This is a genomic window from Posidoniimonas polymericola (assembly GCF_007859935.1).
GTDB classification, from domain to species: Bacteria; Planctomycetota; Planctomycetia; order Pirellulales; family Lacipirellulaceae; genus Posidoniimonas; species Posidoniimonas polymericola.
In genome coordinates, this window is sequence record NZ_SJPO01000006.1 from 397564 (window position 1) to 419576 (window position 22013).

17 protein-coding genes are annotated in these 22013 nt (G+C 65.9%); 6 read left to right on the forward strand and 11 right to left on the reverse strand.

Annotated elements, in window-relative coordinates:
- Positions 1–46 precede the first annotated feature (46 nt).
- Together Pla123a_RS14350 and Pla123a_RS14355 are read right to left on the reverse strand one after the other, a co-directional pair.
- Entirely contained in the window at positions 47–2029 is a 1983-nt protein-coding gene (locus tag Pla123a_RS14350) for an amylosucrase (protein WP_146588089.1), read from the reverse strand.
- Positions 2013–4241: an HAD-IIB family hydrolase gene (locus tag Pla123a_RS14355; protein WP_146588091.1), complete on the reverse strand. Its 2229-nt coding sequence runs from the start codon at positions 4239–4241 to the stop codon at positions 2013–2015. Before Pla123a_RS14355 ends, Pla123a_RS14350 begins: the two co-directional genes overlap by 17 nt.
- A gap of 532 nt (positions 4242–4773) precedes the next feature.
- Between Pla123a_RS14355 and Pla123a_RS14360 the strand changes: the two genes are divergently transcribed.
- A complete protein-coding gene (locus Pla123a_RS14360; RefSeq protein WP_146588093.1) occupies positions 4774–6291 on the forward strand; it encodes an SDR family oxidoreductase in 1518 nt (505 codons plus the stop codon).
- A gap of 100 nt (positions 6292–6391) precedes the next feature.
- Complete coding sequence (locus Pla123a_RS14365; RefSeq protein WP_146588095.1) at positions 6392–7150, forward strand: SDR family NAD(P)-dependent oxidoreductase; 759 nt, start codon at positions 6392–6394, stop codon at positions 7148–7150.
- Here Pla123a_RS14365 and Pla123a_RS14370 read toward each other — a convergent pair.
- The 5 genes from Pla123a_RS14370 to Pla123a_RS14390 form a co-directional block, all read right to left on the reverse strand.
- Entirely contained in the window at positions 7147–8268 is a 1122-nt protein-coding gene (locus Pla123a_RS14370; protein WP_197527968.1) for an SAM-dependent methyltransferase, read from the reverse strand. The two genes, Pla123a_RS14365 and Pla123a_RS14370, sit on opposite strands and share 4 nt — an antisense overlap.
- 119 nt (positions 8269–8387) lie before the next feature.
- Entirely contained in the window at positions 8388–9152 is a 765-nt protein-coding gene (locus tag Pla123a_RS14375) for a DUF1365 domain-containing protein (RefSeq protein WP_146588098.1), read from the reverse strand.
- Entirely contained in the window at positions 9098–10411 is a 1314-nt protein-coding gene (locus Pla123a_RS14380) for an NAD(P)/FAD-dependent oxidoreductase (protein WP_146588102.1), read from the reverse strand. Before Pla123a_RS14380 ends, Pla123a_RS14375 begins: the two co-directional genes overlap by 55 nt.
- Position 10412: 1 nt before the next feature.
- Positions 10413–11378 carry an acyl-CoA desaturase gene (locus Pla123a_RS14385; RefSeq protein ID WP_146588103.1) on the reverse strand — a complete coding sequence of 322 codons (966 nt, stop codon included), beginning with the start codon at positions 11376–11378 and terminating at the stop codon, positions 10413–10415.
- 76 nt (positions 11379–11454) lie between these two features.
- The gene (locus tag Pla123a_RS14390) at positions 11455–12189 is read right to left on the reverse strand and encodes a DUF1295 domain-containing protein (protein ID WP_231956472.1); all 735 of its coding nucleotides are present in this window, start codon (positions 12187–12189) and stop codon (positions 11455–11457) included.
- Between the two features lie 126 nt (positions 12190–12315).
- Between Pla123a_RS14390 and Pla123a_RS14395 the strand changes: the two genes are divergently transcribed.
- A complete protein-coding gene (locus Pla123a_RS14395; RefSeq protein ID WP_231956474.1) occupies positions 12316–13380 on the forward strand; it encodes an SAM-dependent methyltransferase in 1065 nt (354 codons plus the stop codon).
- Positions 13381–13385: 5 nt separating this feature from the next.
- Positions 13386–14921, forward strand: a complete 1536-nt coding sequence (locus Pla123a_RS14400; RefSeq protein ID WP_146588107.1) for a cryptochrome/photolyase family protein — start codon at positions 13386–13388, stop codon at positions 14919–14921.
- Between the two features lie 87 nt (positions 14922–15008).
- Here Pla123a_RS14400 and Pla123a_RS14405 read toward each other — a convergent pair whose 3' ends face one another.
- The 3 genes from Pla123a_RS14405 to Pla123a_RS14415 form a co-directional block, all read right to left on the reverse strand.
- Entirely contained in the window at positions 15009–15521 is a 513-nt protein-coding gene (locus Pla123a_RS14405) for a fasciclin domain-containing protein (protein ID WP_231956476.1), read from the reverse strand.
- Between the two features lie 354 nt (positions 15522–15875).
- Positions 15876–16733 carry a SpoIIE family protein phosphatase gene (locus Pla123a_RS14410; protein WP_146588111.1) on the reverse strand — a complete coding sequence of 286 codons (858 nt, stop codon included), beginning with the start codon at positions 16731–16733 and terminating at the stop codon, positions 15876–15878.
- A 161-nt stretch (positions 16734–16894) separates the two neighbouring features.
- A complete protein-coding gene (locus Pla123a_RS14415; protein ID WP_197527969.1) occupies positions 16895–17767 on the reverse strand; it encodes a B12-binding domain-containing protein in 873 nt (290 codons plus the stop codon).
- A gap of 171 nt (positions 17768–17938) precedes the next feature.
- Here Pla123a_RS14415 and Pla123a_RS14420 point away from each other — a divergent pair, with 171 nt between their 5' ends.
- Positions 17939–18898 carry a sigma-70 family RNA polymerase sigma factor gene (locus Pla123a_RS14420; RefSeq protein WP_146588113.1) on the forward strand — a complete coding sequence of 320 codons (960 nt, stop codon included), beginning with the start codon at positions 17939–17941 and terminating at the stop codon, positions 18896–18898.
- Between the two features lie 409 nt (positions 18899–19307).
- Positions 19308–21239 (forward strand): type II secretion system protein GspD, encoded by a 1932-nt coding sequence (locus Pla123a_RS14425; protein WP_146588114.1) that lies wholly within the window; start codon positions 19308–19310, stop codon positions 21237–21239.
- 23 nt (positions 21240–21262) lie between these two features.
- Here Pla123a_RS14425 and Pla123a_RS14430 read toward each other — a convergent pair whose 3' ends face one another.
- A complete protein-coding gene (locus tag Pla123a_RS14430) occupies positions 21263–21961 on the reverse strand; it encodes a hypothetical protein (RefSeq protein WP_146588115.1) in 699 nt (232 codons plus the stop codon).
- Between the last annotated feature and the right edge of the window lie 52 nt (positions 21962–22013).

The following is a 22013-nucleotide window of genomic DNA, read 5'->3' on the forward strand; positions in this document are numbered from 1 at the left end:
CGGGTCCTTGGTGGCGGGGGAGTGGGTTGCCTGGGCGGGCCGTGGGCTAGACGCTCTTGAGCCACAGGACCTGGTAGCCCTGCAGCTTCATCGGCTCACTGGTCGCGAAGGTGGCCTCGGACAACTCGTCCTGGAAGAACCGGCCCAGCGCGGCGGTGCGGAGCTTGTTGCCCTCGATCACCTGCTCATGTTCGGAGAAATTCGCCAGCACAACCAGTCGGTGCCCCTCGAACCGCCGCACGTACCCCAGCACGTGGTCGTTGGAGGTGGCGATCAGCTCCATGGTCTGGCCGGCCAACGCCGGCGATTCCTTGCGGAGGCGGATCATCCGCTGCATCGAGGTGAAGATGCGGGTGCGGATCGAGCCGTTGCCCGAAGCGATGTGGTCGTCCAGCTCCTCGAGGAACTCCCACTTCATCTTTGGGCGATGGATCCAGCGCGAGTCGGCCGCCTTGGCGGGGTCCTTGGCGAACTCGTAGTCGTTGAGCATGCCCCACTCTTCGCCCAGGTACAGCAGCGGGATGCCGCCGATGCTGAGGGTCACGCCGTGCAGCAGCAGCATCCGCCGCAGGGCTAGCTCCTTCTTCTCCTCGTCGTCCTCGTCGATCGCCTGCTCCAGGCCGGCCAGCGAGGCCATCGTGCCCGAGATCCGCATGTCGCCGGTCTGCAGGTTCTCCTGGAAAGGCACCCCACGGGCGAACGACTCGGGGAACTGGCCCGTGTAGAAGTTGTTAAGAAACTTGCGGTGGTCGTAGGCGTTGACGCCGATCGCGGCGGCGTCGGCGTCGTCGAAGGTCCAGCCGATGTCGTCGTGGCACCGCAGGTAGTTGACCCAAGAGGTGGTCTCCGGCAGCTTGTGCCGGTGCGACAGCGTCTGCTTCAGCAGCGACACCCGCCGCGTCGCGAGCGACTCCCACAACAACGCCATCAGCGTTGGGTTGTACGAGATCTGGCACTCTTTCGAGCTGACGTACTGCACGACCTCGTCGGGGTGGACGATCGCCTCGGACTTGAACAGCAGTCCGGGCGTCGCGATCCGGGCCAGGCGGTTAAACGCCTGGATGAGGGCGTGGGCCTCCGGCTGGTTCTCGCAGTTGGTGCCCAGCCGCTTCCAGATGAACGCCACGGCGTCGAGCCGCAGGATGTCGACGCCCGTGTTGGCGATGAAGAACATCTCTTCCAGCATCGAGCGGAACACGGCCGGGTTGCTGTAGTTGAGGTCCCACTGGAAGTTGTTGAACGTGGTCCAGACCCACTGCTGCATGCCGTCGTGCCAGGTAAAGTTGCCACGGCGGACCGTCGGGAAGACCTCGCGGAGCGTGTGCTCGTAGCGGTCCGGCTCGGTGCGGTCGGGGAAGATGTAGTAGAACTCCTGGTGCTCGCGGCTGCCGGCCTGAGCCAGCTGGGCCCACTCGTGGTCGTCGGCGGTGTGGTTGAACACGAAATCGAGCACCAGCAGGATGCCCTTCTCGTGCAGGTCCTCGGCCAGCAGGCGGAGGTCGTCGATGGTGCCGAGCCGCGGGTCGACCGAGCGGTAGTTGCTGATCGCGTAGCCGCCGTCGTTGTCGCCGGGGCGGACGGCGAACAGCGGCATCAGGTGCAGGTAGGTGAGCCCCAGTTCCTTGAAGTAGCCGACCTGGTCGCGGAGCCGGCTGAGGTTCTCGCTGAACAGGTCGACGTAGATCGCCCCGCCGACGATCTTCTCCGACAAGAACCACTCCGGGTTGTTCGCCCGCATCTGGTCGGTCTTCTTCAGCCGCTCGGACCGGTCGGCCCACGCGCGGGCGGCGGTCAGCAGCACCTGCTCGACGTGGTAGAAGAAGTCGTAGCGGCCGCCGTACAGCCGGTACAGCAGCTTGAACAGCAGCGGCCAGTGCTCGGCCAAGCGGTGCTCGAACGACCGGCGCGAGGCCTCGTCCAGCGTCGACTCGCGCCAGTGCTCCTCGAGACGCGGGCGGAGGCGCTGCAACGTTAGGTCGGCCTTAAACGACAGTTCATCCAGTACGCCGTTGTTATTCAATCCTGTCATTGGGGATGACTAGCTTGTCCAAGAAGTTGTAGTAATCAATCCCCTCGATGATGCCCGCGGCGTGCGACGCCTCGGCAAAGTAAATCCGCGGCCGGCTCCTCAGCCGCTCGAGCTCCGGGCTGTAGTTCCCGACGACGATCCCAAGCGAGCGGCCCTGCAGCATGCCGGCGTCGTTGCCCGAGTCGCCCGCCACCAGGACGTCCTCCGGGGCGAAGCTCCACTTCCACAAAATATGCCTTACGGACATGTCGCTGCCGCCGCGGACCGGGATAACGTCCAGGTACATTCCCAGCGACAAGACAACCTTAGCACGGACCCCGGCCTCCCTGAGGATTTTCTTGATTGCAGCGACCTTAGGGGATTTTTCGGGGTCGATCTGGTAGCTGACCTTGTACTCCGACTGGTGGCTCTCGTCCTGCTTGTAGAACCCCGGCAGCCCGTCGAGCAGCTGGCAGACCGCGTCGCGGTTCCACGCGTAGCCAATCGCCTTCCGCCAGCTGCGGTCCGGCGTCAGGTGCTCGCCGTAGTGCAGCTGGGTGCCGACGTCCGTCACGATCAGGTCCGGCTTCGGCAGGTGCAGCTCCTCGATCAGCCCCATCGCGCTGTCGAGCGTGCGGCCGGTGTCGATGCCGAGGCCAACGTGCTCGTTCTGGTCGATCATCTCGATGAATCGCCGCAGCGACTCGTCGTCGCCTGTCAGCGTGTTGTCGAGGTCGGTGATAATCAGACGGTCAAACTCCGGCAACCGCCGCGAGGCCGACTTGTGACTCAGCACCGGCGGGGGAGAATGATTGAGGATGTCGGTCAGGTCGCGCAGGTAGCGTTGGGCGTGGTTGTCCCACGAGTAGTGCTCGCGGGTGCCGGTGACGCCGTTCTGCGACCACTCCTCCCACTGCTCAGGCTCGGTGAGGGTCCGCAGCAACGCCCGCTCGATCGACGCGCTGTCGAGCGGGTCGATCAGCAGTCCGTTGCGGCAATTGGCGATGATGTCCTGGGGCCCGCCGTCGTTGGTGGCGACAATCGGCAGACCGGTGGCGCCCGCCTCGAGCAGCGTCAGGCCGAACGGCTCGGTCAACGCCGGGTTGATAAACGCGCCCTTCCCTTGTGCGGCCAGGCGGTACAGGTCGGGCACGTCGCCAGGCGCGTGGGTCTTGGGGTAGGCGACCTTGCCGTACAGGTCGTAGCGGTCGATCGCGTGGAGGATGTTCGTCAGGATCGCCTGCTGGGCCTTCGGCAGATCGCGGATGTTGTCGCGTGAGCCGAGGATCAGCACCAGGTTGGCCAGCTCCTGCAGCTCCTCGCTCTCGCCGTAGACCTGGACCAGCTTCTCGAGGTTCTTCCGCTCGTCCGGCCTGGCGAGCGTCAGGATCATCGGCTTTTCCGGCTCCTTCAGGAACCGGTCGAGCTGGTCGGCAATCGCCGGCCGCTGCCAGTCGTCGCCGGCGGGCCAGAACTCGTTGAGGTCGACGCCCGGCGGGATCACTTCCATGCGGGCCGGCACGTAATGATCGTACATCTCGTACTGCTGCTGCACCTCTTGGTTGGTGCTCGTGACAATCATCGCCGCGGTCTCGAGGGCGATCTCTTCCGCCTCGACCCGGGACGAAAACTTGTACTTCGACTCCAGGCCGTCCGACTGGCCCTTGCGGAGCGAGAGCCGCTCTCGCTTGACCCTGCCGAGCGAGTGCCCCGTGAACACGAACGGGATGTGCAGCAGCCGCGCGAGCTGCGCCCCAGCCAGGCCGGCGTCGGCGTAGTGGCCGTGGATAATCGCCGGCAGTCCGTTCCGCTTGAAGTGCTGCAGTACTTGGTCGACAAAGATGTCGATGTACGGCCAGAGCGACTCCTTTTTCAGGTAGCGCTTGGGGCCGAACGGGATCCGGACGATCTTGGCCCCTTCGCAGATCGGCTCTTCCAGCTGAGCGTACGAGTCGTCAACCGACGAGTCGATGATCTGTCGAGTCACCAGCTCGACGCCGCTCACTTGGGGCTGGCGGGCCAGGCAGCGGGCTAGGTCAAGAACGTACTTGATCTGCCCCCCGGTGTCGGCGTCCCAGCCCAGCTGCGGGTCGTGCGCCCGGATTAAGCCGTGCAGGCTGATCAGCGATACCTTGAGCTTGCCGGGCCGCGTGAACGGCACGAGCACATCGTCACTCGCTGCGGCAAACTTACTGGGGGCGAGTTGGGAATCGGTCTCGAGGCTGTTTTCCATTGGAGCAATGGCGTGGGTCTCGGTTTGTGCTGCTGTTTAGGCGGGAAGGTCGCCGCAACTGGGTTGCGGGCTGGCAGGAACGGTCAGATGAGCGAACGGCGTGCCTTCGCTCAGATTTTCCCCCAAACGGTTAGGCGTTCGCATGCCCGCAAAGGCTGCGGGAGCGCCCCGTGAGGCGAAATAGTCCCGCCCGATCGGGTGGCTTGGTCTCCGTACCGTTGCGGCTCTCTGGCTTCACACGGTGTTCGAATCGCCTGCGATGCTATAAAGCTTTGCTAGATATAAGGATACGATCTCCGTCCCAACGGTTCAACCGTCCGAAAGGAGCTATGGGCGTCTCGCCTCGTCACTGACAGCCGAGAAACCACCTGAGAGCATTGCAACCATTGTGGTTTCTACCTTACCGCATTCGCCAGCAGTGTTGTCGCTCGCTACAACACCAGTGCGCCGTTTGTATTGACGGAACGCAACTCGCTTGGATTGGGTGCGAGCAGCGCTTCGCACCCCCGACGAAACAGGTTTCGCTCTCACTATGCACGCTAACGAACGATACGACGCCCCCTTCGCGGTCACCGGCGCGACCGGCTACGTCGGCGGCCGCCTAGCCCCGGCGTTGCTCGAACGTGGGCAGCGGGTCCGCTGCCTCGTCCGCTCGCCTCGCAAGATCGAACAGCGTACCTGGCGCCGCGCGGAGAAGCTCGAGGTCGTTGAGTGCGATCTCATGGAGACCGACCGCGTCACCGAGGCCCTGCGCGGCTGCCGAGTGGCCTACTACCTGGTTCACTCAATGATTTCCGCGGGTGACGAGTACCAGCAGCGAGACCTCAAGCTCGCCAGGTCCTTTGCGACCGCGGCGGAGCGCGCCGGTATTGAGCAGATCATCTATCTCGGCGGGCTCGGCGAGGACTCCGATGACCTCAGCGCGCACCTCCAATCGCGGCGCGAAGTCGAACAGGCGCTCGCGTCGACTAGTGTGCCGGTAACGACCCTGCGCGCGGCGATGATCATTGGCGCCGGCTCGGCGTCGTTCGAAATCCTTCGCTACCTCGTCAATCGGCTGCCGATCATGATTACGCCCCGCTGGGTCGACACCGAGTGCCAGCCCGTGGCGATAACCGACGTGCTGCACTGGCTGATCGCCGCCGGGGAATCGCCCGAGGCCGTCGGCAAGACCCTCGATATCGGCGGGGCCGACTCGCACACGTACCGCGAGCTGATGCAGATCACCGCCCGGCAGCTCGGCTTAGGCCGCCGCTGGATCTTCGGCGTTCCGGTGCTCACGCCGCGGCTCAGCTCGGCCTGGATCAGCCTGATCACGCCGGTCACCTATCGAATTGCCCGCCCCCTGGCCGACGGCCTCAGCAACCGCGTGGTTGTTGGCGACCGCCCGGCGCAGGCGGTGCTCCCCCACGAGCCGCTCACCTCCGAGCAGGCGATCAGCGCCGCGGTCCACGCCGCCGAAGTCAACCAGGTTGAGACCCACTGGTCGGCCGCCGGCCCGATCCCGGGAGACCCCGACTGGGCGGGCGGCTCGGTGCTGCGTGACGAGCGCCAGATTGATATCGACGCTCCGGCCTCCGCGGTGTTCGACGCGGTCTGCCGGGTCGGCGGCGGCCACGGGTGGTACGCCGGCGACATCCTCTGGAAGATCCGCGGCTGGATGGACCAATTGGTCGGCGGCCCGGGCCTCCGCCGGGGACGCCGCCACCCAGAGAACATCCAGTACGGCGAGGCGCTCGACTTCTGGCGGGTAGTCGGCATCGAGCGCGGCCGCCTGCTGCGGCTGCGGGCCGAGATGAAGCTGCCCGGCGATGCGCAGCTCGAGTTCCGCCTCGAGCCTACCGACGCCCCCGCACGCACGCGTCTATTCATGGCGGCCTCGTTCCGCCCGCGGGGCCTGTTCGGGCTGTTCTACTGGTACGCGGTGCTGCCGCTGCACCACTTTGTGTTCGGCGGGATGCTGCAGGGCATCAAGTCGTCGGCCGAATCCGCGGCCAAAGCGACCGCGGCCGACCGGCCCGTGCCCGCGGGCAACGCGCACTCGGCTTGATATCTTGCCGCTTGGCGTTGCTGCCCTGACCTCTATCGTAAGTCAGCAGACCGAGCCGGCACTGGCTCGGCAAAGCGTAGCCACCTATTGCGAGACCACGATGGGCGATTCAACCGCTGCATATCTAGTAATCGGGGCATCTGGCTCGATCGGCGCGGCAACCGCCCGCAGGCTAGCGGCTTCGGGCGCCCGGGTTGCGCTCGCCGCCCGGTCAAGTGATCGGCTGCTAGAGCTCGCCTCGGAGCTCGACGCCCCGTGCTTCGAGATTGACCCCACCGAGATTGGCGAGGTCGAGGAGGCGTTCGGCGCCGCTGCGGAGCAGCTTGGCGGGCTGACCGGCGCGGTCAACTGCGTCGGGTCGCTGATGCTGAAGCCGGCGCACCTCACCAGCGCCGACGACTGGGCAGACACGCTCCGCATCAACCTCACCTCGGCGTTTGCCGTCGTGCGGGGCGCGGCGCAGACAATGCGCCGCAGCGGTGGCTCAGTCGTTTTGATCTCGTCCGCGGCGGCGCGGCACGGATTCGCGAACCACGAGGCAATTGCCGCCGCCAAGGCGGGCGTCATCGGGCTGACAACTTCGGCGGCGGCTACGTACGCCCCCTTCGGCCTGCGGTTCAATGCGGTCGCCCCGGGCCTGGTGCGAACCCGCATGACCGAGCAGATCTGGTCGAAGGACGCGTCGCGGGCTGCCTCCGAGGCGATGCACGCCGTGGGTCGACTCGGCGAACCGGACGACATCGCCAGCGCAATCGCCTGGCTGCTCGCCCCCGAAAACAGCTGGCTCACCGGCGAGGTGCTCACCGTCGACGGCGGCCTGAGCACGGTCCGCACCGCCGCCCGCAAAAAGCCTAGCTAGGCGGCTGGTGCACCAGCAACGGTGCGGTTGAGCGGCTTCGTCAGCACCCACTGCGACACGCCAACCTGCCGCTCGCGGAAGCCGGCTTCACAGTACGCAAGGTAGTACTCCCAGGTACGCAGGAATCGCTCGTCGAAGCCCAATGCGTGCACTTTAGGCAGCTGGCCCCACAACCGTTCCCGCCACTCGCTCAGCGTCCGGGCGTAGTGGTCGCTGAAGTCCTCCTGCTGCATCAGCCGCAGGTCGGTTTGCTCCGCCAGGCATCCGGTAATGGCGCTGGGACTCGGCAGGAACCCACCGGGAAAAATGTACCGCTGAATAAAGTCGACCGAGCGGCGGTAGCGTTCGTACCGGCAGTCGGGGATGGTGATCGCCTGCAGCCCCATCGCCCCGTCTGGCTTCAACAGGCCCGAACACTGCCGGAAATAGCCGGGCAGGTACTCCTCGCCAACCGCCTCGATCATCTCGATCGAAACAACCCGGTCGTACTGCCCGCGGAGATCGCGGTAGTCGCTCTGAAGCAGCTCGACCCGGTCCGCGACGCGTGCTTCTTCGAAACGCTGCTTCGCGTAGCTGTGCTGATTCTCGGAGATGGTTGTCGTCGTGACCCGGCAGCCGTAGGTGCGGGCGGCGTGCTCGGCGAAGCCGCCCCAGCCCGTGCCGATTTCGAGCACGTGGTGCTCCGGGCCGATCCGCAGCCTGCGACACAGGCGATCGTACTTCTCGACCGAAGCCTCTTCGAGCGTGGCGTGGGCGCTCGGGAAGATGCCGCTCGAGTAGGTCATCGTCGGGTCGAGCATCAGCGCGAAAAATTCGTTGCTGAGGTCGTAGTGCGCGGCAATGTTGCGGCGGCTGCCGTGGGCCGTGTTCCGGCGGAAGCGGTTGACGGCCGAGCGGAGCGGGCGGAGCGCCCGGGGCACACCACGCTCGACCTGCTGCAGGGCGGTCGCGTTGCGGGCCAGCACCCGCAGGGTGGCGGTGAGGTCCGGCGCGTCCCAGTCGCCATCGATGTAAGCGTCGGCCGCGCCGAGCGCCCCGCCCAGGGCGACCCGACGGTAGAACCGCGGGTTCCGCACGTTAATCTCTGCGGTCGGCTCCTCGGGCCCAAGGTCAATCACGACGCCCGGCTCACGCAGCGTCAGACCGCCATGCAGTAAACCCTTGAGCCGCCCCAAAACCAACGCGCGGAGCCGGCGCTCCAGCCAAGACGCTCGGGCGGGCCTGCGGTCGTCAACGGCTACGGGCTGGAGGGCAGGTTTTGTGGGTGAGGATAGAAGGGACATTTTTTCCACCACAGCAGGAACGCTTGATAGTAAATCGCCATCAGCACTTGGGTCGTCGCCAGCGGCCGCCTGAAGGCCAGCGACTGGATCGCACGCCGCGTGAGCGGCCGCCTCGTGAGCCGCATGCAGGCGTCGAACCGGCCGTGGCCGCCGCCGCAGCTAGCGAGCGCTACAACGAGCTGGTCGCCGGGCGGGGTGAGCCGCCAGTGGTAGTCCGCGTCCATTCCCATGAACGGCGACACGTGAAAGTCTTTGCTGTGCTCGAACCGCAGCGCGTCGCCCCCGGGCCGCCGGTTGGCGTTCGACAACAAGTACAGCCGCCGCTCGCCCCACGGCGTGTTGTTCACCTCGGCCAGCACCTGCTCGACCCGGCTGCCGCTCGCGTCGTAGACGTAAAACAAATTCAACGGGCTAAAGTAGTGCCCGAACCACCGCAGCTGCGTGAGGACTCTGATCGGGCCGCCAGGCGAAGGTCCTCCCAGCCCCGCAATCGACCGACAGACACCCTCGCGGAGATCCCGTGTGCTCCCGTCCAGATGATCGCCAGCGCTGTGAGAAGCAAGCGACCACCGGCTACTTGCTATTGCCCGGCCGGCGCCGACAACCTCGTCGAGTTCATCGAGGTCGAGCCACGCCATCGCCAGCGGGTAGCGGAAGCGGTGCTTCAGCGGCTGCCGGCGGCGGTGGGCAACGACCCCCTCGTACAAGCAGCTGTGCATGCTTCTAGTCCGATTCCAAAATGTTTGGCGACCGCCAGCGCGCTGTTGACGCCGTCCTCGTGGAAGCCGTAGCCCCAGTACGCTCCGCAGTAGTGTATCCGGTCGCGGCCGCTGATCTCGTCCCACCTCGGCTGGGCGCCTATCGAGTCTGCCGAGTACGCCGGGTGGGTAAAATGGAACTCGCGGATCACCGATCCCGGGTCGATCGGCGTCGTTGGGTTGAGCGTCAGCAGCAACGGCCGCGGTGTCTTCAACCCCTGCAGCCGGGTCAAGTCGTAGGTAACGGTTGCCGGTGAGTCGCTTTCGGTCGAGAGCCGGTAGTTCCAACTTGCCCAAGCCGCCGAGCGGGAGGGCAGGGCGGACGCATCGGTGTGCAACACGGCTCGATTGGGCTGGTAGGGGAATGCCGAGAGAACCTGCCGCTCGTCCGCTGTGGGGCGGTGGAGCATCGCCAGGGTCTGATCGGCGTGGGTGGCGAACACGACCTCATCGAAGCACTCTTCGCTGCCGCTCGCCCGGCGGACGGCGACGCCCGCGGGCCGCCGCTCCACAGCGACAACCGGATCGCCAGTCCTGATTCCGCCTGCTTCTTCGAGCGGGCTCAGCAACGCCGCGACGTACCTCCGCGAGCCGCCCGTGATGGTGCGCCACTGCGGCCGGTCTCGCAGCTGCAGCAGGCCGTGGTTCTGGAAGAACCCGATGAGGAAGGGGGCTGGGAAAGCCAGCACCCCGCTCGGCCGGCTCGACCAAATAGCCGCTGCCATCGGCGCCAGGTAGTGTGACACAAACCGCCGGCCGACGCCGCACTGCTCGACGAAATCGCCGGCTGAAAGGTTGGCCAATTCCGCGGGGTTGTTGGCCGCCCGACGCGCCGATCGGTTGAACCGCACGATGTCGGCAATCATCCGCCAGAACCGCGGGTCGACCGCGTTGCGACGCTGCGCAAACAGGCCGTCAAGCGAGCTCCCCTGGTACTCCAGCCCGGTCGCGTCGCAGCGGACGCTGAAGCTCATGTCGCTCGCGCGGGAATCGATGCCGAGCAGCTCCAGCATCCGGCAGAAATTGGGGTAGGTGCGGCGGTTGAACACCATGAACGCGACATCCGCCGCGACCCGCACGCCGTCCACCTCAACATCAACCGTCTGGGCGTGCCCGCCGAGGTGGTCGGCCGCCTCGTAGAGCGTCACCTCGTGACGGCTCGCCAGGAGCCGGGCGGCCAGCGAGCCACTAACGCCTGATCCGATCACCGCGACCCGCATGCTAGGCCTCGGCTTTATGGAGGTTGAGATTCTCTCGCCGCAGCTCCGCAGGGCCGGGCTTCAGGTCCCACACTAGGCCCAGCCAGGAGAGCATCACCAACAGGTAGTAGGAGACGTCCACCTGCCACCACAGGAAACCTTGCCGGGCAGAATTTGGGTAGTAGTGGTGGTTGTTGTGCCAGCCCTCGCCGAAGGTCAGCAGGGCAAGCCAGAAATTGTTCCGGCTGTCGTCGTTGGTTTGGTAGGGGCGGTTGCCGTACTTGTGGGCCAGCGAGTTGATGGCGAACGTGGTGTGGTAGAGCGCGATGGTCGAGATCACGAACCCCCAGACCAGCAGCTGCGGCCCGCTGACACCAAGGCCGGGGGCGTAGGCCTCGAGAGCCACGCCGAGTGCGTAGGTCGCTACGGCCAGCACGGCCGGCGCGACAAACTCGTGCCGCTCAATCCAGCGGAGCTCGGGGAACTTGAGCAGGTCCTTGACCATTTTCTCGTTCGTCCCGTAGTTCTCCCGCGTCATGAACCACAGCATGTGGCTCCACAAGAAGCCCTGCTGCCGCGGCGAGTGGATGTCGTCGACGCTGTCCGAAGCGCGGTGGTGGTGCCGGTGGTGGGCGGCCCACCAGATGGGCCCCCGCTGCGCAGCCGCACTGCCGAGCAGAGCGCCGGCAAACTGCACCGCCCGGCTAGTCTTGAACGCCCGGTGCGAGAAGTAGCGGTGGTAAAACGCCGTGAGCGCGAAGACCCGCAGGAACAACAGAAACAATGCCAACCCTACCGCTGTCCAGCTCCACCCCACCCATAAAACCAGCAGGCAAGCGGCGTGCAGCAGCAGGAATGGGGCGACCCGGAACCACTCGACGCGGTCCTCTTCGCCCTGGCAGGCTAGGCACTCTACTGCGGGGGCGGGCCCGGGGCTCGGCTCTACCTGGTAGGGGCTATCGGAGAGGGTTGGGGGGAGATTGGTCATTAACCTCTGGCCAGGCGTTGGGGCGGGCACGCTGCGATCCAGATTTTTAGCAGGACGCCCGCCGATGACCACCCGTCTAGGGTGAGTTTTTCGGCGGCCACGGGACAAACGCACTCGTCCGCCGGGCGTAGTCGCCGTAGGCGTCGAGTCGCTGCGACAAGGACTTCTCCAACAGCGTCACGCCGGAAACCTTCAACAGCAGCACCGAGATGGTCAGCGGCCCGATGATTGTCCACCACCAAGACCCACTTTCCGCCGCCGCCAAGTAGATTCCCCACCAGAGCACGAACTCGCCGAAGTAGTTGGGGTGCCGGCTGTAACGCCACAGACCACGGTCCATGACCTGCCCTTGGTGGGACGGATCGGCCTTGAAACGCGCCAACTGCAGATCGGCCGTGGACTCCACCGCCAACCCAACAGCCCAGACCGCCGCGCCGAGCAGGGTCAGCGGGCCGATTGCGTCTGGCTCAACCATTCCCACCTGGAGCGGCAGAGCTATGATCCAGGCAAGCGCGGCCTGGAGCCCGAAAACGGTCGCCAAGCTAATCAGCGGGAACCACCCACCGTGTTTGTCGCGCATCGCCGCGTAGCGGTGGTCCTCCCCGTGTCCCCAGTTACGGTAGATTAGGTACCCGGAGAGCCGCAGCCCCCAGAGGGTCACCATCGCGGCGACTAACCACTCGCCGGCCGCCGGGCTCTGGGAACGAGATACCGCCACCCACGCAATCAGTACAAAGCACAGACCCCATACCGGATCGGCGACGCTGGCGTCGCGTTTTGCCAGGCTCAGGCCCCACGCGGCTAGTTGCAACAGGATTACTGCTAAGAGACCAACCGCGAGCACGTCTATCGTCATCCTGGCCCACCAATCACGAACTTCTACAATCCCAGCATCCTACTCTTACCGACCACAGCCCGCTGACAAGCAGGAGCGAAAGTGAACGTCATCGATCTCGCCGAAAGCCGGCTGCTGCCCGACTGGCTGATCCGCGCGGGCATCCGCCGGCTGCTCGCCCAGCGCAAACAAAACCCTCAGCAGGCCGAACGCCGGGCGTCGGTCCAAGAGTTTGCCGACCAGTTGCGGCAGGGCCCGCTCGCCATCGCGACCGACGCCGCTAACGAGCAGCACTACGAGGCGCCCGCGGCGTTCTTCAATGAGGTGCTTGGGCCGCGACTGAAATACAGCTGCTGCCTGTTCGACGATCCGAACGCGACCCTCCGACAAGCGGAGGAAGCCATGCTTACCCTCACCTGCAGCCGGGCCGACCTGCAGAATGGTCAGCGGATCCTCGAACTCGGGTGCGGCTGGGGGTCGCTGTCGCTCTGGATGGCAGAGAAATACCCCGACGCTCAGGTAACGGCCGTATCGAATTCGAACAGCCAACGCGAGTTCATCCAGGCGAGGGCCGGCGAGCGTCGGCTCGAAAACCTGGAAGTGATTACCGCCAACGTCACCGAGTTTGAGCCGGCAGGAACGTACGACCGCGTCGTGTCGGTAGAAATGTTCGAGCACATGCGGAATTACGAGGAGCTGTTCCGCCGCGTGTCGAGCTGGCTCGAGCCGGACGGCGTCGCCTTTGTTCACGTGTTCTGCCACGCGGGCGAGCCGTACCTGTTTGAAGACAACGGCCCGAACGACTGGATGAGCCGCCACTTCTTCACCGGCGGCACGATGCCGTCGGACGATCTGTTCGCGTGCTTCGACAAACACCTCCGCATCGCTGAGCAGTGGCGCGTCGACGGCACGCACTACTGGCGGACCTGCGAGCACTGGCTGCAGAACCTCGACGCCACTCGGCCAGAGCTGCTCAAGATCCTGGGCGAGGGCCTCGAGGCCGGCGAAGCGAAACGGATGCTGCAGCGGTGGCGGATGTTCTTCATGGCGTGCGCCGAGTTGTTCCGCTATGAAGAGGGCCAGCGGTGGCTGGTGTGCCACTACCGTTTCGAGCAGGCCGCCTCTCCGCAGACCAGCGAAACCCGGCCGCTTGCACACCAGGCCTAGGCCGCATGAAGAGCAAACCACTACGCAACCTGGTGCTGGTGCTCGGCGACCAGCTCAACGCCGACTCGGCCGCGTTCGATGGCTTCGACCGCGATGCCGACGGCGTCTGGATGGCGGAGGTCTGCCACGAGTCCGAGCACGTCTGGACCCACAAGGCAAGGATCGTCATGTTCCTCGCCGCCATGCGGCACTTCCGCAACGCCCTGGAGGATCGCGGGCTGCGGGTGCTGTACCGCGAACTACCGGCGACGGGCAAGGACTCGATCGAGACTTTCAGTGACGCCCTCGAGCAAACACTCGCCGAGCTCGAATGCTCAAAGCTGGTGGTCGTCGACCCGGGCGAGTGGCGGGTGCGGCAGGAGCTGAAGGACGCCGCCGAGCGGCTTGGCGTGGCGCTCGAGTTTCGCGCCGACCGCCACTTCCTCTCGACGCCCGAGCAGTTTGCCGAGCACGCCGAGGGACGCAAGCAGCTCCGCATGGAGTACTTCTACCGCGAGATACGCCGACGGCACAACGTGCTGATGAAAGACGGTAAGCCGGTGGGCGGCAAGTGGAACTTCGACCACGACAACCGCAAGTCGTACGGCAAGCAGGGCCCCGACCCCCACCCTCCCAAGGCGTTCCCGCCCGACGCGGTGACCGCCGGGGTGATCAAGCTGGTCAACAGGCGGTTCGCCGAGCACCCGGGCGATATGGACGCGTTCGACTGGCCAGTGACGCCAGAGCACGCCGCCCACGCGCTGAAAGACTTCATCAAGAACCGGCTCCCCCGCTTCGGCGACTACCAAGACGCGATGTGGACCGGCGAGCCGTTCCTCAACCACTCGCTGCTGTCGGCGGCGATGAACCTCAAGCTGATCAACCCCGCCCAGGTCGTTCAGGCCGCGGTCGACGCCTACCAGGACGGCTCGGCGCCGCTGAATTGTGTCGAGGGCTTTGTGCGGCAGATCCTCGGCTGGCGCGAGTACGTCCGCGGCGTCTACTGGCTGCACATGCCGGGCTACCTCGAGCGGAACGAGCTCGGCGCCGACCGGCCGCTGCCCGACTTCTACTGGACAGGCGAAACGGAGATGGCCTGCCTGCGGGACGCCATCGGTCAGACACTCACCTACGGCTACGCCCACCACACCCAGCGGCTGATGGTGACCGGCCTGCACGCGTTGCTGGTGGGGGTCGACCCGCGCGAGGTCCACAAGTGGTACCTGGCGGTCTATGTCGACGCGGTCGAGTGGGTTGAGCTGCCCAACACGCTCGGCATGTCGCAGTTCGCCGACGGCGGCGTGATGGCGAGCAAGCCGTACGCCGCGTCCGGCAAGTACATTGACCGGATGAGCAACTACTGCCAGTCGTGCCGGTTCGCCCCGGCCAAGGCGACCGGCGACGACGCCTGCCCGTTCACTACGCTCTACTGGGACTTCCTCGACCGCAACCGCGAGCGTCTGGAGGAAAATCAGCGGATGAAGCTGCAGGTCAAGAACCTGGACAGGAAGACCGACGAAGAGCTCGCGTCGATCCGCGAGGCGGCGGCGCGGCTGCGTTAGGCGTGTTCCGCGGCTCGCGTTGGCGCACAAAAAAAGCGAGGCCGCGGCAGAACCGCGGCCTCGCTGTCTTCACGCTATGATCTCGCTCTACTTGCTCGCGGGGCAGCTCGACGCGGCCTCGGCCTTCAGCGAGGTGTAGCTGGTCTCCGAGTCGTGCGAGGCCTGGCTCGTCTTCGCTTCTTCCTTCGGCAGCAGGACGCTGTCGATGACGTGGATCACGCCATTGCTGCACATGATGTCGGCCTTCACAACCTTGGAGCCGTTGATCATGACGTTGCCGTCCTTCACGGCGATGTCAACCATCTTGCCGTTGAGGGTCTTGGCCTGCTTGAGCTTGGTCACCTGCTCAGCGGTCACCTTGCCCTCGACCACGTGGTAGGTCAGGATCGCGGTCAGCTTCTCTTTGTTCTCCGGCTTCAGCAGCTCGGCGACCGTGCCCTCGGGGAGCTTCTTGAAGGCGTCATCGGTCGGGGCGAACACGGTGAACGGGCCCTTCCCCTTGAGGGCTTCAACCAGACCGGCCTCGCCAACCGCGGTGGTCAGCGTCTTAAATGAGCCCGCACCAACCGCCGTGTCAACGATGTCTTTCTCGGCGGACATGGCGGCCGAAGAGAGTGACAGGACCGTTACGGCGGTGAGGCATGACGCAAACGTTTTGATAGTGGCAAACATGTGTCTTATTCTTCCCGTTAAACTTGGTTAGGTGATTCTTCCCCGCGCTACCGGGTCGAGGGCGAGAAGCTGTGGCGGCCGCCGTTCTCTCGCAGCTGTAAAGACACTAGCGCCGTTGTCTGCGTCGACAAGGGAAGTCGCCGACATAAATTTTTTGGCGGTCGCTGCTCGCCTGGAAAGGCGCGTCGCCGACATGGCGACTAGAAGAGCAGGGCGTTCAGAACCGACCGCGGGCAGGCCGAAGAGACGTGGCCCACTGCTCCGAACAAGAGCGCTAGACCGCTAGCTCGAGAACCGCGTCTTGTCGCCGACCGGAAGCATCAGCCGCAGCGGCGCGAGCAGGTTGTCACGCAGCGTCGAACGACGCGCGGCGTGCTTGCAGAGAATGACCGTGGTGTCCATCTGCTTGAGATTATCCTCATGCTCCCGCTCGAGGTCCGCGAGCAACTTCGCTACCTGACGCTGCGGGTCGAGTGGGCCCAACCCGCGCAGGCGATTGAGCAGCTCGGCTACCGACAGCGGCATGCCGTCGGACGTCCGGCACTCGAGCAGTGATTCGCCGTAGAACAGCACCCGGTCGTCCGGGCCGAGCTGCAACGAACCCCGCTGGTACTCGCCCGACTCGAGCAGCGGCTCGTCGACCGTCGTCTTAGTGTCGGCCGAAGCCGACGCGGGGAAGAGCGACCACTCGCGGAGCGCCGCACGGTACAGCAGTGGCGGCGGGTGGCCGGCGTTGCAAACCGTCAGCCGCCGATTGGGGGCGAAGTAGGTCGCCATCATCACGGCTCCGCAGCCGCCCTGGTCGGCGGAATCTTCGAGCACCCTACGCATGCCCGACTCGCAGCCGCCCTGCTGAATACGGTTGACGTGCTTTTTGAGCAGCTCGCGGAACTTGGCCGCGATGTCGACGAACGCACCCCGGCCGGGGACTAGGTCGGCCAGCAGGAACCGCGTGATTCGACCCGAGGCGCAGGACGACACGAAGTGCAGCCCACCGCCCTCGGGGCCCGACGCACGGGCAGACAGCCACAGGTCCAATCCGGGGCGTGACAGCTCGTGCTCGCCTGGCGAGTTCCCGCCCCAGACTTCCATGCAGCGGAGACGGTCGACGGGCGGCGGTGAGGCATCGAAGGTAGTCATGGGCGTCAGCGACAGCTTGGGTAGCTCGCGGGTGAGCACGCGGCGCGGTGAGCTTGCAAGTTGGCAGCCAGGCGTCCAATGCGTGTCTTTGCCTTTACTGTAGCAGCCGCCGCCGGGGCGACCACCAAGAACTTTGCAATCAGCTCCCCTCTAACCCGCGGCTATGCCTTAATCGCCTCGACGAACCCCTGCAAGTGAGCCATTGTGTCGCAGAAGGCCGAGTAGTGGAGCTGCTTGCGAATCTCGTCGGTAAGCGCTCGCCCGCCAACCACGATTTGCGACCTGTCGGCGACCTGCGACCGGAACGCCTGGAACTCGGCCAAGAACCCGGGCGGGTCGGTGAGGTAGCTGCAACTAATCCAGACTACCTTCGGACGCTCGCTCTGGACCGCGTCTGCCAGGCTGGCGAGCGGGATATTCTCGCCGAGCGAAGTCGCCCGCCAGCCGAGGTCGCTCAACACCAGGCGGGTCATGTCATTCGGCAGGCTGTAGTAGTCGCCAGCGGTCGACGCCCCGATCGCGAGCGGCGCGTCTGGCTCGGGCGGCTGGCAGAGGTTCTGCAGGTCGACGAGCGTCTGCTCGACAATCCCGCACGCCCGGCGCTCCTGGTAGATCGACACTTGCCCTGTTTCCCACAGGGCGCCGACGCGGTGCATTGCCGGGGCAAGGACCGCGTCGCACAGCTCGGCCATGCCCACCCTTGCGACCGCCAGCTCGACGCCAATCTGTCTGGCGGTTGCCTCCTCGCCTGCGGTGATGGCGGCCGTGAATCGATCGACCGCGCCCGCCAGGCAGGGCCTGCGGACAGTCGCTGGCGCCACCAGGCCTATGGCCGCGGGTTCCACCACCCGCCGATCGGTCCGCTTCAGAAAATCGAGCAGCTCGCTCATCGGCACCCGACGGTGCCCCCCGGCGGTGTGCTCGGCGCGGATCAGCCCACCGTCGCACCAACGCTTGATCGAGGACTCGCTGACATCGAGCGCCCGGGCGATCTGCTTGGGAGAGAGTAGCTGCTGTAAATCGGTACCGCTCACGGAATTTGGTCTCGATGGCGCCCGTTTTGCCCGCTTCTCTATCGCTGCAACCAACCGCATCGCTGAGCAGGCCCTCCCTTATTTCAACCTTAGCCTCTGCATTCGACCACTAAAAGAACATTTTTCGGTAGAAGCAGCTTGCAAGGTGCCCCTTAAACCGATACGATTCAAATGAACGATTTGAACGTTTCACTAATCTTGGAGTCTCCGATGGCGACCGCCACTGCTACCCGCACTCCCAATCGCCGCTCACGGGCTGCTAGGGTCCAGCGCGGCGAACAACTGCTTTCATCGGGATTCACCTACATCGGCTGCGAAGCGATCGCTTCGGCAGACCTCCAGCCCGCCGAAGCAATCCGCCAAGCCGAGCGGCTGCTAGACGGAGACCAAGACCGGGTCGGCAAGATGTGCGAGGAGGAGATCCTCACCCCGCAGCACGAACGCGACCTGTTCCACTCGCTCAACTTGCTGAAGCGGCTCGCCGCCGAAATCGCGGAGGGTGTGAACCGGAGCAACCCGAAGAGTGCCGAACTCGACGAGATCGAGAGCCTGTCCAAGGCGGCATTGCAGGTCCGCGACTACATTATCCGCTCGAATCTGCGACTCGTTTACGCGGTCGTCAAGAAAACGCTCGGATCGAACAGCACGCTCGGGTTCGACGAGTTCGTCAGCGACGGCGTCTGCACGTTGATGAACGCGGTTGAGAAGTTCGACTACAGCCGCGGTTTCCGGTTCAGCACCTACGCGTACCGATCGGTGGCCCGCACGGTCTACCGGGCCATGCTTGCCGCCCAGAAGGAAGAGTCACGGCTCGCCCGGGACGCCGAGGACTGGGCGTTCGAGCAGCAGCCGGAGGAGAGCCCCTCGCTGGCTCACGACGTCGTGGGGGAACGCCTCCGTTCTGCCGCGGCGGCGATGGTCGACAAGCTTGATCGCCGAGAGCAGCTGATCATCCGCAGCCGCTACGCCCTCGGCGCCCACCGCAAGGTCCGCAGCTTTCAGGACATCGCCAATCGCTTGGGGATATCCAAGGAGCGGGTCAGGCAACTCGAGAAGCGTGCCAGCGACAAGCTGCACGAGATGGCCTCTCAGCTCGACCACGACGAGCTGTTTGGCGCCGCGCTGGCCTAGCTCGGCGACGCGATTCCGCGAGTCAGCTCCGCGGCGCGACTCAGTGCCCCCGCTCTACGATTGGCGGCGCCGATCTTTGCTGCCCCGCACCCAACCCTCTGCCAGTGGCCCTCTGCCAGTGGGCAGCAGGGCATCGGCGTGGTGATTTCTGTCGCCAGCGTTCCTCGGTCACATTCTCTCTCAAGTGACCTCCCAAGCCCCCTCGCCCACGCAGCCACCCCACTCACGGGAAATTCTCCGCTGCGGGCCGCGGTTGCTACCACGGCAATGGGCTGAGTCGGGCGATTAGGCATCGTCTTCGGACTACCGGGTAAGCCGGGGCAGCCGAATATCCGATACACCCGAAAGACTCTGCCATGCTGCGCGCAGGGCGAAGCGATAGCATTACTATCACGCCACCCGAGAATTCATGCCAACCCAACGGTCGCAACCGCAGGGCAAACACCGCTCGCTTGGGCCGAAGGGCCCCGGCGCGTTGGTCGCCATGCTGCTCTGCGCCGGCTGGGTCGGATTCTGGGCGAGCGGCGCCCCGCGCCCGCTCGCGAACAACCCGCCGGTCCCCAGCCCTGCGGCCACGCAAACCGGCGCGGCAGACGCGTCCGTGGTCCGTCGGCCGGTCGACCTGCTGGCAGTAGACGGGCCGCGGCTGGCGGCGGTCCATCAAGCCGTGGAATGGCGTGAGGCCCCGCTCGCGCACAGCGTGACGCCCGTGGTCTCGGACCGGTACCTGGTTGCGCAGGCGCCGCTGACGCCGGAGTACCTGCCCCGCGAGCCGCTGCCGCCGCCGGTTCCGTCGCCGCCGACCCCAGCCAACGGGTCTCCGACGACCAACGAGCCGCCCAGGCAAGTCCTGCTGCCGATCGATCAAGCAGGCGCGATTAACGGCTCGGTCGAGGCCACCGGCGAGCTGGTCTCGGTGGCGGTCCGCGAGGCGCCGCTGCACTCGGTGCTGTCGCTGCTCGCCCAGCAGCAGGGGCTGAGCATCGTCGCCAGCAGCAGCCTGACCCAGCCGGTCACCGTCACGCTGCAGCCGACCTCGTTGGAGAATGCGCTCGACGCGTTGCTCGCGGTCGCGGGCTGCACCTGGACCAGCCGCAACGGCGTGATCTACGTCACGGCGATGACCAAGGAGGGCTCTTCCAGCCCGTTCTTCCAGGGGCGCGAGGTGCGTCTGTTCTCGCTGAACTACGCCTCGGCCGAGGACGTCGAGAAGGTGGTGGCCGGTCTGCTCTCGCCGGTCGGCAAGGTGTTCATCCGCCAGGTCAGCCCGACCGACAAGCTGCGGACCGTCGAGCAGGTGGTGGTCGAGGACCTGCCACCGTTCATCGAGCGGATCGCCGACTACATCGCCCAGGCCGACCAGATGCCGCGCCAGGTCATGATCGAGGCCCACATCCTGCAGGTGCGGCTCGGCAAGGACAAGGCGCACGGCGTCAACTTCGACGCCCTCACCCGCCTGAGCGGCGCCAAGGTGCAGCTCTGGAGCAAGGGCCTGGCGAGCGAGGACGGCCCGGGCATGGTGTTCACGGTCGACGGAACCGACTTCAACAGCGTGATCGACTGTATCACCAACACCACCGACGCCAAGACGCTCGCCTCGCCCAAGACGCTGGTGATCAACGGGCAGGAGTCGAAGATTCAAATCGGCAGCCGGCTGGGCTACTTCGTCACCACGACGACCCAAACCAGCACCCTGCAGGACGTCCAGTTCTTGGAGGTGGGCGTCGTGCTGCACGTGACGCCGATGATCACCGCGGACGGGCAGGTGCTGATGCAGGTGGCGCCGAAGGTCTCGAGCGGCGACATCAACCCCGTGACCACGCTGCCCGAAGAAGAAACCACCGAGGTCGACACGTCGGTCCTGGTGCCGGACGGCCACGGCATCATCATCGGCGGGCTGATCCAGGAGTTCAACACCGAGCGGCAGAGCAAGCTCGGCTGGGCGGGCGACCTGTGGGGCATCGGCAGGCTGTTCCAACGCCGCTCGGTCGACCGCGAGCGGAACGAGGTGATTGTCGCCCTGCTGCCGCGGATTGTGCCGTGCGGCTCTTGCGAAGAGGCGACCGAGTACGACCGGGCCACCACGCCGCTGCTCGAGCCACACCTGGCCCCGGCCTACCGGCCCTGGGAACCCGCGCTGCCGGACGCGACCCACCGCCCGCTGTGGGCAATCAAGTCGGCGCCAGCAGCCGCGCACAACGAGGCAGGGGAGTGCACCGAGGTCGTCGCGGAGCCGGTCGTCGCGGAGCCGGTTGTCGCAGAGCCACTCGGAATGCAACCCACCGTTGTCGAGCAGCCGTCGGAGTCACTTGAAGTCCTCCGCCTGCCGGCGATCAACTAGCACGCCCCTGGCTTGCCGAGCACCTACAGGGCGATAGCGGGAATCACCGCGTCGAACGCGCCCACGCCCGGGACGATCGCCCGCACCTTCAGCACCGCGTAGGCCGGCGCGATGGCGTCTGGGTCGACGGGCCGCAGCGGGACCTGGAGCGCGGCCCCGCGGAAGTCGCCGCTGTCAGCGGCGATGCGTCCCGACCAGCGCTGCACCTCCACCGGTTGGCTCCGACCGTGGCGGCCGAAACCGTAGAGGTGCAGCTCGGTGTTGATGGTCGCCGCGACAGGGACCGGGTTGCCGGCGATGTCCCGCAGCTGCACGTAGAGCTGGACGCCGTCGACGCCGGCGTCGGCGTCCCAGTTGGCGGCCTGGGCGATTGCCTGCAACGCGGCGACCGGCGGCCGCGGCGTCGGCGCGGGGGCGGCGACGAATACCACCCCGCCGGCCGGGTCGCCCGCCGGCGGCAGCTCGATTGGGCTGATCGCACCGACCGCTACCACATGGGCGGCCGGCGTGCGGCTGGCCAGCGTAACCCCTGCGCGGGTCACGGCCAGCCACAGCTCTTGGTTGGTGGTGCGGGGGTCGATCTCGCCCCGCAGGGTGCGGCCGTCGACGGTAGCGACCCACACCGACTCGCCTACCTCGATCCCGCTCCACGGCTCGGCGCCCGCCGGCGGCAGGGCGCCGGCGATCAACACAAGGACGACAGCCAGGGCAGGGCGGGTCACGGCGGCAATCTCCAAAGGCGAGCCAGGGGTTCGCCAGTCAGAGTTCGCAATC

Bases quoted from the DNA above. Each gene is read 5' to 3' on its own strand.
- Pla123a_RS14425 (WP_146588114.1), top strand. From the start codon at position 19,308: ATGCCAACCCAACGGTCGCAACCGCAGGGCAAACACCGCTCGCTTGGG.
- Pla123a_RS14385 (WP_146588103.1), bottom strand. From the start codon at position 11,378: ATGACCAATCTCCCCCCAACCCTCTCCGATAGCCCCTACCAGGTAGAG.
- Pla123a_RS14365 (WP_146588095.1), top strand. From the start codon at position 6,392: ATGGGCGATTCAACCGCTGCATATCTAGTAATCGGGGCATCTGGCTCG.
- Pla123a_RS14375 (WP_146588098.1), bottom strand. From the start codon at position 9,152: ATGCACAGCTGCTTGTACGAGGGGGTCGTTGCCCACCGCCGCCGGCAG.
- Pla123a_RS14410 (WP_146588111.1), bottom strand. From the start codon at position 16,733: ATGACTACCTTCGATGCCTCACCGCCGCCCGTCGACCGTCTCCGCTGC.
- Pla123a_RS14420 (WP_146588113.1), top strand. From the start codon at position 17,939: ATGAACGATTTGAACGTTTCACTAATCTTGGAGTCTCCGATGGCGACC.
- Pla123a_RS14350 (WP_146588089.1), bottom strand. From the start codon at position 2,029: ATGACAGGATTGAATAACAACGGCGTACTGGATGAACTGTCGTTTAAG.
- Pla123a_RS14405 (WP_231956476.1), bottom strand. From the start codon at position 15,521: ATGTCCGCCGAGAAAGACATCGTTGACACGGCGGTTGGTGCGGGCTCA.
- Pla123a_RS14400 (WP_146588107.1), top strand. From the start codon at position 13,386: ATGAAGAGCAAACCACTACGCAACCTGGTGCTGGTGCTCGGCGACCAG.
- Pla123a_RS14360 (WP_146588093.1), top strand. From the start codon at position 4,774: ATGCACGCTAACGAACGATACGACGCCCCCTTCGCGGTCACCGGCGCG.
- Pla123a_RS14355 (WP_146588091.1), bottom strand. From the start codon at position 4,241: ATGGAAAACAGCCTCGAGACCGATTCCCAACTCGCCCCCAGTAAGTTT.
- Pla123a_RS14380 (WP_146588102.1), bottom strand. From the start codon at position 10,411: ATGCGGGTCGCGGTGATCGGATCAGGCGTTAGTGGCTCGCTGGCCGCC.